Source organism: Muricauda sp. MAR_2010_75, from assembly GCF_000745185.1.
Lineage (GTDB): Bacteria > Bacteroidota > Bacteroidia > Flavobacteriales > Flavobacteriaceae > Flagellimonas.
Genome location: NZ_JQNJ01000001.1, coordinates 2,249,456 through 2,264,607, shown reverse-complemented (window position 1 = coordinate 2,264,607; position 15,152 = coordinate 2,249,456). Strand labels below are relative to the sequence as shown.

Annotated in this window: 12 protein-coding genes and 1 tRNA gene; 7 read left to right on the top strand and 6 right to left on the bottom strand. The window is 42.2% G+C overall.

Annotation, left to right across the window (positions count from 1 at the left end; all coding sequences use genetic code 11):
• Positions 1-101: 101 nt before the first annotated feature.
• The gene (locus FG28_RS20130; protein WP_051947267.1) at positions 102-3,533 is read left to right on the top strand and encodes a PA14 domain-containing protein; all 3,432 of its coding nucleotides are present in this window, start codon (positions 102-104) and stop codon (positions 3,531-3,533) included.
• A 94-nt stretch (positions 3,534-3,627) separates the two neighbouring features.
• On the opposite strand, the gene FG28_RS10070 is transcribed toward FG28_RS20130, so the two are convergent.
• Positions 3,628-4,209 carry a TetR/AcrR family transcriptional regulator gene (locus tag FG28_RS10070; protein WP_036386449.1) on the bottom strand — a complete coding sequence of 194 codons (582 nt, stop codon included), beginning with the start codon at positions 4,207-4,209 and terminating at the stop codon, positions 3,628-3,630.
• 81 nt (positions 4,210-4,290) lie between these two features.
• A complete protein-coding gene (locus FG28_RS10065; RefSeq protein ID WP_036382457.1) occupies positions 4,291-5,049 on the bottom strand; it encodes an SDR family NAD(P)-dependent oxidoreductase in 759 nt (252 codons plus the stop codon).
• A gap of 272 nt (positions 5,050-5,321) precedes the next feature.
• Between FG28_RS10065 and FG28_RS10060 the strand changes: the two genes are divergently transcribed.
• Genes FG28_RS10060 through FG28_RS20125 form a run of 3 tightly spaced genes read left to right on the top strand, consistent with a single transcriptional unit; the run spans position 5,322 to position 7,182 of the window.
• On the top strand, positions 5,322-6,251 hold the full coding sequence (locus tag FG28_RS10060; RefSeq protein WP_051947593.1) for a PD40 domain-containing protein: 930 nt from the start codon (positions 5,322-5,324) through the stop codon (positions 6,249-6,251).
• 32 nt (positions 6,252-6,283) lie between these two features.
• The gene (locus FG28_RS10055; RefSeq protein ID WP_036382456.1) at positions 6,284-6,622 is read left to right on the top strand and encodes a cupin domain-containing protein; all 339 of its coding nucleotides are present in this window, start codon (positions 6,284-6,286) and stop codon (positions 6,620-6,622) included.
• 5 nt (positions 6,623-6,627) lie between these two features.
• The gene (locus tag FG28_RS20125; protein WP_051947266.1) at positions 6,628-7,182 is read left to right on the top strand and encodes an SMI1/KNR4 family protein; all 555 of its coding nucleotides are present in this window, start codon (positions 6,628-6,630) and stop codon (positions 7,180-7,182) included.
• A gap of 151 nt (positions 7,183-7,333) precedes the next feature.
• Here FG28_RS20125 and FG28_RS10045 read toward each other — a convergent pair whose 3' ends face one another.
• Positions 7,334-7,906, bottom strand: coding sequence for a hypothetical protein (locus FG28_RS10045; RefSeq protein ID WP_036382455.1), 573 nt, complete (start codon positions 7,904-7,906; stop codon positions 7,334-7,336).
• Between the two features lie 10 nt (positions 7,907-7,916).
• Positions 7,917-8,525 (bottom strand): hypothetical protein, encoded by a 609-nt coding sequence (locus tag FG28_RS10040; RefSeq protein WP_036382453.1) that lies wholly within the window; start codon positions 8,523-8,525, stop codon positions 7,917-7,919.
• A gap of 224 nt (positions 8,526-8,749) precedes the next feature.
• Between FG28_RS10040 and FG28_RS10035 the strand changes: the two genes are divergently transcribed.
• The gene (locus tag FG28_RS10035; protein ID WP_156102258.1) at positions 8,750-9,298 is read left to right on the top strand and encodes a hypothetical protein; all 549 of its coding nucleotides are present in this window, start codon (positions 8,750-8,752) and stop codon (positions 9,296-9,298) included.
• Positions 9,299-9,443: 145 nt separating this feature from the next.
• Here FG28_RS10035 and FG28_RS10030 read toward each other — a convergent pair.
• A tRNA-Gln gene (locus FG28_RS10030) sits at positions 9,444-9,515 on the bottom strand.
• A gap of 169 nt (positions 9,516-9,684) precedes the next feature.
• Between FG28_RS10030 and FG28_RS10025 the strand changes: the two genes are divergently transcribed.
• The gene (locus FG28_RS10025) at positions 9,685-13,017 is read left to right on the top strand and encodes a DUF2723 domain-containing protein (protein WP_036382450.1); all 3,333 of its coding nucleotides are present in this window, start codon (positions 9,685-9,687) and stop codon (positions 13,015-13,017) included.
• A gap of 23 nt (positions 13,018-13,040) precedes the next feature.
• Here FG28_RS10025 and FG28_RS10020 read toward each other — a convergent pair whose 3' ends face one another.
• Positions 13,041-13,337 (bottom strand): co-chaperone YbbN, encoded by a 297-nt coding sequence (locus FG28_RS10020; RefSeq protein WP_036382448.1) that lies wholly within the window; start codon positions 13,335-13,337, stop codon positions 13,041-13,043.
• A 342-nt stretch (positions 13,338-13,679) separates the two neighbouring features.
• Here FG28_RS10020 and FG28_RS10015 point away from each other — a divergent pair, with 342 nt between their 5' ends.
• Positions 13,680-14,984 (top strand): OmpP1/FadL family transporter, encoded by a 1,305-nt coding sequence (locus FG28_RS10015; protein ID WP_036382446.1) that lies wholly within the window; start codon positions 13,680-13,682, stop codon positions 14,982-14,984.
• Positions 14,985-15,152: the final 168 nt, after the last annotated feature.

Below are 15,152 nucleotides of genomic sequence, written 5' to 3'. Positions count from 1 at the left end.
ACTGGGAATCAAGAACTAAACATCCCTATTTCCCCATTTCACAACAATTATTTTCCTGAGCGTCTGTTGGCGGTAGTTTTGTATATTCAAAAAGCTGTTTCATGGGCACAACCTCTTTTGGCATACGAAAAACAAAAAGTTTATCGCCATTGCGTATTCTCTTTTTTATCTTCTTTTTGCTAGGTACTTTTTTATCCTTTTCCCAAACCACGATTTGGAGCGAAAACTTTAACAGCTACTCCAATGGAACGGAAAACGGAACGGCTTCTGGACCTTCTGCTACAGGATGGACGACAACATTAACTGGTGATGTTTGGGTACAGAGCAACCGTATCGTGGCAAACAATTTGGGCACTGAAGGTATCTGGCAGACCAATGCCATCAATATTTATGGATATACCAGTGTCAGCTTTAGTTTGGATGTGGCCACAATGTCTAACACTAGCCAATTTGAACAAGGCCAAGATTACTTCATTGGTGAATACCGTGTTGATGGTGCTGCTTCATGGACCGAGTTTGAAAATGCTTCAGGTGATACCAGTCCATCAGACCCGCTAAATTCATCATATACCGTAAACCTTCCATCCACGGGGTCTACCTTGGAAATCAGAATACGCTTTTACAACACCGCAAGTAACGAATATTACTACATAGACAATATAGAGGTACAAGGCACCCTTCCATTTTGTTCCGGTGAGGTGGATTTTGAATTTTATGATAGTGTTCCTTCTGGAAACTCTGTGGACAACATCCCAACAACTGGCGCTTTGAACACAGGAACATACACCAGTTTTGATGTGGATGCCCTTCAAAATCAGGAAGATCCGGGAGATACTGATAGTTTCAGCATTCGATATGATGGATATATCCAAATTAACACCGCGGGATCATACACCTTTTATACCTCCTCGGATGATGGGTCAAAACTCTATATTGATGGGATCCAAGTTGTGGACAATGATGGGCTTCATGGTACACAAGAAAGGTCGGGAAGCAGAACACTGACCTCTGGTTTGCACGATATTAGGGTTCTTTTCTTTGAAAATGGCGGAGGCGAAAGCTTAACGGTCCAATACCAGGGACCTTCTATCTCCAAACAAAACATTCCCTTTTCCGTGCTCTATTCCAATTGCAGTGCTCCTGTGGCCGATTTAGACGGTGATGGCATTGCCGATAGCGTTGATGTCGATGACGACAATGATGGTATTTTAGATACGGATGAATGCGGCGGATTAGGAGGTAATTATGTACAAACAGCAACAAACCTAAGACATTTCAGCAATGAAGGTAACGCGGAAGGAAGTCCTGGTACAACCTATGCGGCCAATCCCACCACCTATCCCGGTAATAGCTCACGGCTTTTACTGCAGTTCCCCGAAGTATTGCCCGTTGGCACCTCAGTAAGCATTTTCTTGGGGGCTGATCCTGCCGTAACGGACACCGATATGCAATTACAACGCTCATCTGCAGCTGGAGGTAATGATGGGTGGATTGCCAATGCCGATAATACCACTCCGGGCTCCATACGTGAAGTAACTTTTACAGTCAGTGGTAGTGGTTTGGAATACCTCCGTATAGAGGCCTACCAAACTGGAGCCAGAGTCTATGGTGCCACTTATGGCGGCGGTGTGGATTGTACTACTGTGGATACCGATAGTGATGGAATCCCCAACTACCAAGACCTGGATAGTGACAATGATGGAATCCCCGACAATGTGGAGGCTCAAACCTCTTTAGGGTATACGGCACCCTCTGGTAGTGATTCTGATAATGACGGCCTGGATAATGCTTACGAAACGGGAGGGATTTCTTATGTGGATACCGATGGCGATGGAACCCCTGATTTTATGGACACCGATAGTGATAATGATGGAACCAATGACACGAGCGAAGCGGCCTTAACCCTTTCAGGAACTGATAGTGACGGGGACGGTCTGGACAATGCCATAGATACCACCACAGGCTATGATGATCCGGGAGGGGATATTGACAATCCACTGAACACGACAGGAGGAACACTGATGTTACCCGATTCTGATGGTGATGTGGCTTCTGGCGGCGACTTGGATTTTAGGGATGACACTACGAATTCAGATCAACCACCCTCAATAACCGCTAGCGGAGATCAGACATTTTGCCCCGGCAATGCCATTGCCATAGTGGAAAGTGTTTCCATTGAAGACCCAGATGACACTACTTTGGATGCTGTTTACATCCAAATTACATCAAACTATGATGTTTCCGGTGATGTTTTGAACCTCACCGGAACCCATCCCAATATCTCTTCAAGTTGGGATGTTTCCGAAGGAAAGTTAACCTTGACCGGACCAACCACTTTGGCAGAGTTTGAAACTGCTATTGCTGCTGTGCAATTCCAAACCACGGCTACAGTGACTTCGGGGGATACCCGTTCATTTTCAATTGTTTTGAACGAGGCCAACTACCTTGCCTCTACGGGGCATTACTATGAATATGTGCCTTCATTGGGCATCACATGGACAAATGCACGTGATGCCGCTGCATTGCGAACCTTTTATGGATTACAGGGGTATTTGGCAACCATTTCCATTCAGGATGAATCCGATCTATTGGGATCACAGGCTCCCGGAGCGGGTTGGATCGGTGCCAGTGATGCCGCCTTGGAAGGCGATTGGTACTGGGTAACTGGACCTGAAGCTGGAACCTTGTTCTGGCGCGGTGACTCTGGCGGAACAGCCTTTGGCTATGAATTCTGGAATGGCGGAGAGCCCAACAATAGTGGGAATGAAGATTATGCCCACATTACCGCACCGGGTGTAGGTTTGCCCGGATCATGGAACGACCTTTCAAATACGGGAGCGGCCAGTGGAGATTACCAACCTAAAGGATATTTGGTGGAATATGGCGGGATGCCGGGAGACCCCTCCTATCCAGACCTAGCGGCCACCACAACCATTACGGTTGACCCAACAGACCCAACGGGCACAGCACCTTCATCGGTAACCGTATATTGCTCTGCCGATATTCCTGCTGCTGATGTTTCCAGTATTACCGATGAGGCGGACAATTGCGACCCCAGTCCTACAGTCACTTTTATCAGCGATGTAAGTGATGGGGGCACCAATCCTGAAACCATTACTAGGACGTATCGGATTACTGATGCCTCTGGGAATTCGTTGGATGTGTACCAGTTTATAACCGTAACACCTTTTACCATATCAGCCCAACCCAGCAATCAAAATGTAATTGTGGGCAACAATGGAACCTTTTCGGTGACCACCAATGGAGCCGATACCTACCAATGGGAAGTAAGCACCAATGGAGGCAGCTCTTTTGCGCCCATAGCTGATGGAGCCGAGTATTCCGGAACCCAAACAGACACCCTTACGGTAATTGGCCCAGATATGAATAAAAATGGTTACATCTATCGAGTGCAGGTATCCAATTCAGGATCTACCTGTGGGGATTTAACCTCCAATGAAGCGACATTGATCACGACCATTGGCACTGTGATCACCAACCGAAGAGTTACGTACCGGGTGAACAAAAACTGACCTAAACAAACAACCCATTACGTCAGCACCATTACGTTTTGGACGTTATTTAGCTGTATTTTATACCTATATAAGCACGTTAACCAACACAACATTAGGCAATCAAAGACAGGGCCACATCCACAGAATCTGTTAGTTCCTTTTTGTCTGTGTTGATTTTGGAAACAACCTGAATACCATTATATAGTATTAATAAGAAAGAGGCCAATGCCCTTAGGTCTTTACCTTCACTTATTTGGCCTTTCATCTGTCCCTTTTTAAGGTATTCATAAAATAGATTTTCAAAATCACGCCTATTGCTTGACAGGATTTCCAGACAACTTTCATTATTGGGAACCAGTTCTGTAGTATTGTTTACTGCAAAACACCCTTTTCTGTCGGTATCAAGCATAGCTTCGTCAATAGCTTTAGTAAAAAGTTTGGAAAACCCCTCTTTAACATTGGGTTGGTCTTGAAAAAGCTGACTAATTCTATCAATATTTTGTTTACGGTAAAGCGCAAAGGCTTTTTTAAAAAGTTGCTCCTTATCTCCAAAAGTATCGTACAGGCTTGCCCTGTTTATTCCCAAATGGGCTACCAATTCCTGTATGGAAGTTGCCGAATACCCTTGCTTCCAAAACAGATTCATTGCTTTGGTCAAGACTTCTTGTTCATCAAATAATTTTACTCTCGGCATACTACAAAATGTGGAAGCGTATGTATACGCTTCCACAAAAATATCCCATTGGAACATTCATTCCAAATATGGCAACAAAAATTACGCTGCAAATATTGGATTGATGTTCAGTCCTCCATCCACATTATATTCGGCTCCCGTAATAAAAGAAGCTTTGTCAGAAGCAAGGAAAGCGGCCACCTCTGCAATTTCCTCCGGTTGTCCGTACCTTTTTAAAGGAATCCGATTTTGCATCATTTCTCCCATTCCTTTTAATTGCTCTTCTGTCATTCCTGTTTTACTGAAAATAGGCGTGGCAATGGGTCCTGGGTTAAGCGCATTTACCCTGATTTTTCGTGGGGCCAATTCCGTGGCAGCCGCTCGGGTATACGAATTTAAGGCCGCTTTTGTAGCCCCATAAACCGCAGTGTTGGGCATTCCTGTGTACGCATTTATTGATGACAGGTTTATAATACTGCCGCCATCATTAAGAATAGGAAGAAATTTCTCGATGGTAAAAACAGCTCCTTTAAAATTAATGTCCAACAAGGTGTCAAACCCATCCTCTGAATTTTGCCCTACGGGCATGGGAATAAAAACACCTGCATTTACAAACAAAATATCGATTTTCCCAAATTCATCTTTAACCAGACCCACGGCCGCGTCTATAGCAGAAAGATCCAAAACATCCGCTACAATTCCCTTGACACCTAATTCTGCAGCTGCCGAATCAACTTTATCGGTTGAGCGTCCAGTGATGATTACAGTTGCGCCTTCCTCTTTTAGTTTTTTGGCCGTTGCGTAACCGATACCACTGTTTCCTCCGGTTATTACGGCTACTTTACCATTTAATGTACTCATTTGTTGTTGTTTTAAATTGTTTATATTGGAACGATTATTCCGCTACAAATGTATACATAACAGAACGAACATTCCAAATAAAATATGCTTTGCTATGGAAAATAAAAACGTGTGCCACTAACAAGGTGTACGTAAAATTGCGGGAGTCATCCTTGAACCAATAGGAATGTCATAAATTTGTGTTCACTGTGGATTTGAAAATAGCACTTGAAAATCTGCTGTTTTACATCTTTAAAACAACTTGTATTACGCAAAACTCTATTAGAAACATCATGCCACAAACCTTTAAAACACCTCACATTCAAAAAAATCACTCGGTTTTCCTTGCATTTACCGTATTGGTGCTCGTAAGTGCTTGCCGTACCAAAAACCAGAAAGCAAATGGCCATAATCCCTCTACGGAACCAAGCCTTTATTTGGGTCAAACCCCACCTGGAACAACACCAGAACCCTTTGCTCCCGGAATGGTGACCTCGGAAGATTGGGAGGTCAGTGGTGTTTTTACACCCGATTTAAAAGAATTTTATTTCATTCGACTTGATGCAGACAGGGAAAAACAGGAAATGGTGGCTTTTAAAAACAAGGATGGCCAATGGCATGAAACTGTGGTAGCTCCTCGTAGGGGGCAGCCCTTTTTCTCTTCAGATGGCAAGACCATGTATTTAAGCAGTCGGTACAGAAAGCGCACTGAAACTGGTGACTGGTCCAAAATGGAAACCCTTTCCTCCCCCTTTGATACCTTACCAACGATGCGTCTTTCCGTGTCGGACAAAGGGACATATTTTTTTGATGAGTTTAAACCGGATTTTACAGGTGATATTTGGTATTCACAATTGGTGGATGGAAAACACGAAGAACCAAAACGCCTTACCAAAACCATCAATAATGGGAAAAGCTTCCACCCTTTTATCGCTCCGGATGAGTCTTATCTTATATTTGATAGTGAAAGAGAAGATGGATTTGGCGATTCCGACATTTATATCAGCTTCCGTGAACAAGACGGTTCTTGGGGCGAACCCATTAATTTAGGGGGCCAAATAAACACGGAAGCCTGGGAAGCCTGTGCCAGTGTTACACCAGATGGGAAGTACCTATTTTTCAATAGAACTGTAGGACCCGTTAAACACGAAAATGATGATTATGAAAATGTGGATATTTTTTGGGTGGATACCGGAGTTATTGAAAACCTCAAGAATAAATAAAAGTTCCTTGACCACTCAGCCGAAAAAATTCAATGATCAACAAAGACAATTCACCTACCTATAAATGGGGAGATAACTGCCACAGTTGGGTTTTTGTGGATAACGAAAATCTTTCTGTAAAAATGGAATCAATGCCGAGTTGGACTAAAGAAAAACTTCATTTCCACTCAAAAGCACAGCAATTCTTTTTCATACTAAAAGGCATGGCCACGTTTTACATTTTGAATGAAGTAAAATCCGTTCCAGAAAACAGTGGAATCTTAATCGACCCTAAAACAGAACACTACATTGCAAATGAAACTGAAAACGATTTGGATTTTCTTGTAATTTCACAACCCAATACCAATAACGACAGAACAACCATTGCGTAATACCAATGAACACCTTTGAAAACATAAAAAAAGGAATCCCGAATACAATTACCCTGCCCATTGAATTGAAAAAACTATGCGAATGGACCGAACAACATGGGTATCCCATTAGCGGATGCTTTGAATTAAGGGCCGATGACGGGGAAACCATGCGATATTGGCTCGGCTTTAATGATGTATCCGATAGATTTGGCTTGTTTGGAGCTGGAGCTTCCGGTGATATTTATGCCTTTTGGTTAACAGATGATGGAAGTCAGAAAATAGTGCATTTAGGCTCCGAAGGAGACGCCATCTATATTCTCGCTGATAATTTTGTTGATTTCTTAAGGCTATTGGCCATTGGGTATGATGAAATTGGATTTGCCGACATGAACAAAACCGCTGAGGAATGGAATTTGGAAGTTGGCAATGCCAAAAACGAAGGAATTAATCCTAAATTCAGAGAGTGGGTGGAACAGGAATTTCAGGTAAAAGTACCCCGAAAAGGAAACGAGATAACCAATTTTAAGGATAAGGAATTCAACGATTGGATTGAAAGGCAACTCAAGAAATACTCCTAAAATTACCTTTCAGACCCAAAACCAAGAAGGCCAAAAAAAGTATATACCTAACTGTGACTTGGAGCATAATTTTTTCCGTTCAATAAGGCAATTCGCAGTTGAATTGGTCATCCAAACCGTATTTCAAGGCTATCTTAACAAAACAAGGGGATTAAATTTCCAACTTTGGGTGCAATTCCTTTACAGCATTGATCAGTTCCTGGCTATCTTTTCTACTTTTAAAAGCATCGCTTTGCAAAAGTTCTAATGCGGTATTGTAAAAGAAACCTTCCCCTTCCTTTTTTTGATTCTCTAGGGTCTCTAGATTCCCTAGTTTTGTTTTAAGTGCTCCAAAAACATAAATGAGCAACTCAGGAAAGTCGGGTCTATTCATTACTGTTTTATTGGATAACACTTTGAAAATAAGTTTAATAGGTCCAAACGGTTTTATTTTTTTTAAAAAAACAGCTTCCATTAACGGTTTACGTGCATAGTAGAAGTCACTATAAAGTTCATGTCGTTCACCCAATAATACTTCACAGGCTTCTGGAAAACTTACGGTGAGGTCCACCAATCTTTTTAAAATCCTGCCAAAACCAGCTCTTTTGGCCGCATCTTCATTCAAAAGAGCTTTTTCCATATGTGAGAAGAAAAACCCACCAACGTATTTTTGCCATATATCAAAACGATCAATGGCTCTATTGACCTTTTCTTCCCATGCTTGGTCATCTGAATTTGGTGTCAAGATTTCCAGATTACAGATCCATGAATTTTATATCCGTAACACCACAGTCTATCACATGTCCATAAAGTGTTGAATAATCCTTTCTTTCTAACATCAAAGGGTGCGCAAAAAGCTTCTCAAAATACTCGAAGTGAGTCAAATCTACAGGGCCCACCCTCTTTGCGGTTTCTTCCAAAACATAGGTCAGCACCTCTGAAAAATCCTCCCGCTGAAAAGCCGCATCGTTTGTCAATGCCTTGGCACAAAAGTCCATCGTAAACCAATGCAATTCATAGATATGATCATTAATTGTACTTTCATACCAAAGTGACCCAAAAACCTCAAGCGGTTCCTCTTCGTCATCAAGATCTTCCAGTGTAGATTCAAGATCATCCCCCAATACTTCTTCACAACAAGTTGGAAAACTTGGTGTTAGATCCATCAAGCCTTTTATAACCCTACCAAATCCGGGGCGCTGTGCGGCCTCCTCCTTTAAAAGTACCTTTTCCGTAAGTTCAGAAAGCAATGCAACATCCTCTTGTTTTTCAAAAATGTTCGCATTGGAAAAAATGGAAAACATTTCCTTTTCCCAAGTTTCGTTATCCGCGGTGTCGTTCAGATTGTCCCAGTTAATGTTCATAGTGTATTGTTTTTAATTTTTGATGCTGCATATTATTGAAACAGCTCTTCCTGAAGACGCGCCATTTGACCAAAGGCCAATTTGAATTGACGGATACAGATTTTTATCATTTATGGTGTTGTTAATACGGTTAAAATAATCTCTGGGGCAAGTGAGCAAACTATGTTTGATTTGAATTAAGTATCTTACCACCCGACACTTAGAAATGAAATAGAAATAGGCAAATGAAATCGCCAACAATACTTGATCATAAAATCCCTATATCTTTGGGGGCTTTGGCCTTGACCCTTGCCATGATAATTGGGGAGTATATTAACGGTGGTGTTGTTACCCATCATCTACTGGCCGATGACAATTTACCGGGCATTTCCAATTGGTGGGGCCTTGTGACCATTCCTTTGTTAACATGGGTAGTTATTACGCTTGTTCAAAAAAGACAAAGCAACATCGATATTATAGGTTCAAATTCCAAAAATGACACCAAAGGTATCTTGAACAGGTTTTTGGGTGCATTGATATTTGGGGTTTTGGTATCAGTGTTTTGGGAATTGGGACTTGAGAACATTCTTCAATACCTGATACTTTTACCTGTCCTCATTGCTTTTTTCCGACCCGTCTATCTACCCGAATGTCTTCTGGGATTTGTGTATGGGATGATGTACACTTTTGGTGGGATATTGCCCATACTGATAGGGTTGGTTTTAACCGTATTATGCTTTCTGGCGTATAAGGTAATCCGAAGAGGGGTGCTTTTTATAATCTCTAAAATTTGATGAAAGTCGCTGTAGCTTTTTGATTCCTACATATCAAAAATTAATTAACCCGTTGTTGGCACATCCACAATACAAAACGGCTATCATTTTCACCAGTTTATGGTATAAAAAAACCCCGTAAATTACGGGGTTATGAAGTTTCCTGTTGGCCTACAAGGACTCGAACCTTGAACGACTGAACCAAAATCAGCTGTGTTACCAATTACACCATAGGCCAGTACCACAATTGAGCGTGCAAATTTATAACAAACTTTGGTTTCGACAAATATTTTAGCAAGATTACACGCTAATTTTTGATCGTTTACTGTTAAAGCTTTTTCAAAAAGGGCTAACCTTCTCTCTGATATTTACTAAATTCGCCCCAACCTTGGTTAACAACCATCTCTATGTTTGCAAAAGACTTCAAAAAATGGGATACCATCCTCGGCTGGCTATCCTTTGCCATAGCCTTTATTGTTTACGCCCTAACCGTTGAACCCACCGGAAGTTTTTGGGATGCCGGGGAATACATTTCAACCTCAGCAAAACTACAGGTAGGTCACCCACCAGGCGCACCACTTTTGCAGATGATAGGTGCCTTTTTTGCCATGTTCGCCTTTGGGGACCCCTCAAAAATAGCACTCATGGTCAACGCCGTATCCGTGGTTTCCAGTGCTTTTGCTGTTCTGTTCACTTTTTGGACCATTACCAACTTGGTTCAAAAAATGATTGCCAAGGACAAATCCATCACCAATAGCAAGGCTATTGCCATTTTGGGAAGCGGTCTGGTCGGTGCCTTGGCCTTTACCTTTTCAGACAGTTTTTGGTTCAATGCCGTGGAGACTGAGGTGTACGCCATGGCCAGCCTTATCATGGCACTCTTACTTTGGTTGGGCTTAAAATGGACCGATAATCTGGACGACCCCAGAGGGCATCGGTGGCTTTTGCTTATTTGCTTTTTGGTAGGACTTACTTTTGGAATCCAATTTATGGGCTTCTTGGCCATTCCATCTATAGGGTTGTTGTACTACTTCAAAAAATATAAAAACACTTCTGTAAAGAATTTCCTTTTGGCCAATATCGTTGTAGTGGCCTTTCTCATATTGGTCTACAAGTTCTCACTCACCTATGTTTTAGAACTTTTTGGTTGGAGCGAGGTCTTTTTTATCAATGAAATTGGATTGCCCTTCAATTCAGGGACCATTATAATGGCACTACTTTTTATTGCAGCTTTTTACTTTGGATTGCGATACACCCGAAAACACAATTATTATTCGGCCAATACCATTGTGCTTTGTATGATGTTTGTTTTCCTCGGTTTTTCATCTTGGTTGATGCTGCCCATACGCGCCAATGCCAAAACGGTGGTCAATGAAAACAACCCTGCCGATGCCCGGGCACTTTTGGCCTATTACAATCGAGAACAATATCCCGGTGTGGAAAGCCCTTTCTATGGGGCTTACTATTCCGACACCTTTGCCCCTGCCGGAGAGGATATCGATGAAAGCCCTAAATATGAAAAGGACCTGAAGTTGGGGAAATATGTCATTGTAAATAACTACAAAGATGCATTGCAAGGCCCGAACGAAAAGCACGTGGGCTTGCTGCCCCGAATGTGGAGCGATCAGCATGCCGAAAATTACATGCGCTATTTTGGTCCTCTGGATTTCCGAATAAAATCAGAATACATTTCCAACAATGAGTTAAGGGATGCCGTTGGCCAATTTAAGACCGCGTATTCCCAAGGGGAGCTGGACACTGAACAATACATTCGGTTTTTACGTGAATTTGGGGAGTACATTGAAGTGGAACCCCCAACAGTATGGCAAAACATAAAATACCTTTTCGAATTTCAATTTGGGTATATGTACATGCGGTACTTTATGTGGAATTTTGTGGGCCGGCAAAATGATGTGCAAGGCAGATATGACGAAAACGGCCATTGGCTCAGTGGTATAGGTTTTATGGACAGTCTTAGATTGGGCAGCCAGAAAAACCTTCCGAGTGACTGGGAGAACAACAAAGGTCGAAACACCTATTTCTTTTTACCCTTGCTCTTGGGGATTATTGGCATTGTGTTCCAGATTTCAAAGAACCCAAAGCAATTTTGGGTGCTGTTCGTCTTTTTTATGTTTACAGGTCTTGCAATCCAATTTTACACCAACCCCTACATCTTCCAGCCTAGGGAACGGGATTATTCCCTTGTGGGATCCTTCTACATTTTCTGTATTTGGATCGGTATTGGGGTGTATGGCCTCTTTGATGAATTCAAAAAGCTAATTGCCCCCAAGATTGCCGCCCCGGCAATTGCAACCATTTGTCTTTTGGCCGTGCCCTTGTTGATGGGCTTCCAAAACTGGGACGATCATGACCGATCTGGTCGGTATACGGCACCAGCAACAGCTAAGGCTTATTTGGACTCTTGCCAAGAAGATGCAGGTGCCATTTTGTTCACCATTGGCGATAACGACACCTTCCCATTATGGTATGTTCAGGAAATTGAGCAGTACAGAACAGATGTCAGAATCGTGAACACCAGCCTTTTTGCAACGGATTGGTACATTGATCAAATGAAACGGAAGGCCTATGAGAGTGATCCAATCCCCTCTCAACTCACACACGACAAATACCGATTCGGTACTCGTGATGCCATTTATTATCGAGGCATTACGGACAACCGATGGAGCATTCAAGATTTTATGAATTGGGTGGGCAGCGATAAGCCCCAGACCAAGTTTGGGCATGTTTTGGAAAGTCAAGGGGCCGATATCAGCGAGTATCCCCAAAGCACTTTGGACATCATTTATTATCCCACCAATAAAATCCGTATTCCCGTCAATAAAAAGAACGTTTTGGAAAGCGGATTGGTCAAAGAAAAGGATTCTGCCTTAATCGTGGATTATATCGATATTGACCTTCCCAGCGTCTTGCCCAAAAACAGGATTTTAATGCTGGACCTTATTGCCAATAACGATTGGAAGCGTCCCATTTATTTTTCCGGAGGAAGTTTTGACAGCGCCGAATACATTTGGATGAAAGATTACCTTCAATTGGATGGTCTGGCCTATAAATTGGTTCCCATTAAGACCGAAAACCGAAACTCCTTTGAAATGGGCCGTATTGACAGTGATTTAATGTATGATGTTGTCAAAAACTGGGATTGGGGCAATTCTGGAAGCGAGGACATCTACCATGACCCCCAAACCCGTTCACAAGGATTATCGTTCCGAAGTAATTTGGCCCGTTTGATGGAACAACTCATCAGCGAAAATAAAATTGACAAGGCCAAGGACATCATCGATATTGCCATGACCAACATGCCAGTGGATTACTATGGATTCTATGCCTTTGTGGAACCTTTTGTGGATGGCTATTACAAAGTGGGCGAAACGGAAAAGGCCCGTGCCCTTTTTGAAAAACTCAAAAAGGTGTACCAAGAGCATTTGGAATATTACGCCAATGCCCCATTGGATGAACAATATGAAAAGATAGATGATATTTTGGCGGACATGCAGGCCTATCGCAGGAATATTGATATCCTAATTGAAAATCAGGATCAAGATTTGGCGGAGTCCGAGACCATTATCTTTAACGAATACATTGATAAATTCTCCCAATTTGTGGGCGAAGAAGAAGAGGTTTTGGAAGAACCCATCCTAGAACCCAATCCAGACTTGGAAGATTCCATTCCATTGGATACCATTGAAGCAGTACAGGACGGGGCGCAGATAGAACCCTAAAAAAAGCGAGGTAAAAACCTCGCTTATATATATTCGTTCAAAATGCCGATCAGCGTGTTGGCGTCCTGTTCGCCACTCTGCCGCCAAACCATTTCACCTTTTTTATAAATCATTAATGTGGGTAATCCCTTAATGCGGAGCGCTTGTGAAAGCTCTTTGTTCTTGTCCACATCTATTTTTATGACTTTTCCTTTATCGCCAAGAGCTGCCGCTACATCGCGCAAAACAGGGTGCATGGAAGTGGATTGTTCGTTCCACTCTGCATAAAAATCCAACAACACAGGGACTTTTAAATCTATGAGTTCGCCAAACTTTGACATGTATTCACTGGTTTACAGTCAAAAGTAAGAAAAATTGTTAAAGTTTTACGTCAAGTCAACGCTTTAGGATATTGACCCTCGTTAAATTCACGTTAAACCTTTCCCTTAACCTAAACCGTAAGGGTTTTAAATCAAAAGAAAGTCCATAAACAAATAAGGTATGCTTTTGTTTACAATCAATTGGATGAGTTAAGGCACTTAGACCTATAACATCTTCATACCATGACATTTATCATTCATTTTAGACTACTTTACCCCTAGGTTTACACTTGAAATAACACCACTGTATTTGACTGACCAAATAGCTATGAATCAGCCATTTCTAGTGTAAAATCTCAACTAATGAAAAATTTTATTTTTACCTTTTGCGCTCTTTTCATCAGCACAGCCACATTTTCACAAGCCGGCCATATTATGCAAGGTGTAGGCTCTGTAAACATGTCCATGGGTGGTGCTGCCACGGCCCAGCCATTGGATATTTCTGGCGCACTGCATTGGAACCCTGCCACTATTTCCGCCTTTGACGAGGACATCATTAAATTGGATATTGGATTGTTCTTTTCCTCACCGGAATTAAGCTCAACCGTTCCAGAATTTGATGGACAAGGTCAACCAACAGGCAATTTTTATAGCGGAACTACTGAAGATGACCGAGGCGTTTCTCCAATGCCTGCATTGGCGGCTGTATGGAGCAAACCGGACAGCAAGCATACTTTTGGGGCATCTGCATTTGGAATCAGTGGATTTGGGGTAACCTTCCCTGAAAGTATGACCAATCCCATAAACATGCCTCAGGCCAATGGCGGATTTGGAAGGATAGAATCAGATTATATGCTCTTCCAAATTGGATTGGCATGGGCCTATGAAATTACCGATCAATTTTCATTTGGTCTGCAACCTACATTTAACTATGCCGCTTTGGAATTAATGCCCAACCCAACAGCCAATCCCAACCAAGCTGGGTATCCTTCTACCAACAAAGCATCTGCTTTTGGATTTGGGGGGCAAATAGGGTTATTCTACAGCTCCAAAGTGGGCTTTAAGGCAGGGGTCTCCTATAAAACAACCCAATATTTTGGTGATTTTGAACTGGACAACACCTATTTGGATGGTTCGCAAAGCTCCAATAACTTCAACATGGACTATCCGGCCATTCTTTCCTTTGGGGTGGGTTACTCTTTGGGTACCATTGATTTTGCCTTGGATTATAGAATGGTAGATTATGAAAATACGGATGGCTTCTCTTCCGTTGGTTGGACCGAAACCGCTTCAGTGGCTGGATTTGGATGGGAAAACATCACTATTATTTCCACAGGAATCCAATACAAGGGAATTAACAAGTTCCCTATCCGTGTTGGATATACCTATAGCTCCAATCCCATAAACAGCGATGTTGCCTTCTTCAACATCCCGGCAACCGCCATCATCAAAAATGCTTTTCAAGTGGGGTTAAGCTACCAGGTAAGTGATAGATTCCAATTGGATATACTTTACCATTACGGCTCAAGTGGAGATGCCACTTCAGGCCCTGTTTTGAATCCAATGTTCATTCAAAACTCCCCACCTTATGGAGCTATTCCCAGTAGTGAGGTTTCTTATGAAATGACCACTTCCATGTTGGGCTTTGGAGCATCCTTAAAACTCTAAATTATTCAGGCATTTAGCCAAAACAAACGAAAAAGGCACTGATTAAAAATCAGTGCCTTTTTTTTGTCCAAATGAATTGACAACAACTTCGACCATGGTGAAGCAACAACTTGGTCAAAATTTTCAATGTTAATTCACACTGTTTAAATAGTTTAAGTCTCTGAATTT

Excerpts from the sequence above, each read along its gene's own strand:
- FG28_RS20130 (WP_051947267.1), top strand. The coding sequence starts at position 102 with ATGGGCACAACCTCTTTTGGCATACGAAAAACAAAAAGTTTATCGCCA.
- FG28_RS10070 (WP_036386449.1), bottom strand. The coding sequence starts at position 4,209 with ATGCCGAGAGTAAAATTATTTGATGAACAAGAAGTCTTGACCAAAGCA.
- FG28_RS10065 (WP_036382457.1), bottom strand. The coding sequence starts at position 5,049 with ATGAGTACATTAAATGGTAAAGTAGCCGTAATAACCGGAGGAAACAGT.
- FG28_RS10060 (WP_051947593.1), top strand. The coding sequence starts at position 5,322 with ATGCCACAAACCTTTAAAACACCTCACATTCAAAAAAATCACTCGGTT.
- FG28_RS10055 (WP_036382456.1), top strand. The coding sequence starts at position 6,284 with ATGATCAACAAAGACAATTCACCTACCTATAAATGGGGAGATAACTGC.
- FG28_RS20125 (WP_051947266.1), top strand. The coding sequence starts at position 6,628 with ATGAACACCTTTGAAAACATAAAAAAAGGAATCCCGAATACAATTACC.
- FG28_RS10040 (WP_036382453.1), bottom strand. The coding sequence starts at position 8,525 with ATGAACATTAACTGGGACAATCTGAACGACACCGCGGATAACGAAACT.
- FG28_RS10035 (WP_156102258.1), top strand. The coding sequence starts at position 8,750 with ATGAAATCGCCAACAATACTTGATCATAAAATCCCTATATCTTTGGGG.
- FG28_RS10025 (WP_036382450.1), top strand. The coding sequence starts at position 9,685 with ATGTTTGCAAAAGACTTCAAAAAATGGGATACCATCCTCGGCTGGCTA.
- FG28_RS10020 (WP_036382448.1), bottom strand. The coding sequence starts at position 13,337 with ATGTCAAAGTTTGGCGAACTCATAGATTTAAAAGTCCCTGTGTTGTTG.
- FG28_RS10015 (WP_036382446.1), top strand. The coding sequence starts at position 13,680 with ATGAAAAATTTTATTTTTACCTTTTGCGCTCTTTTCATCAGCACAGCC.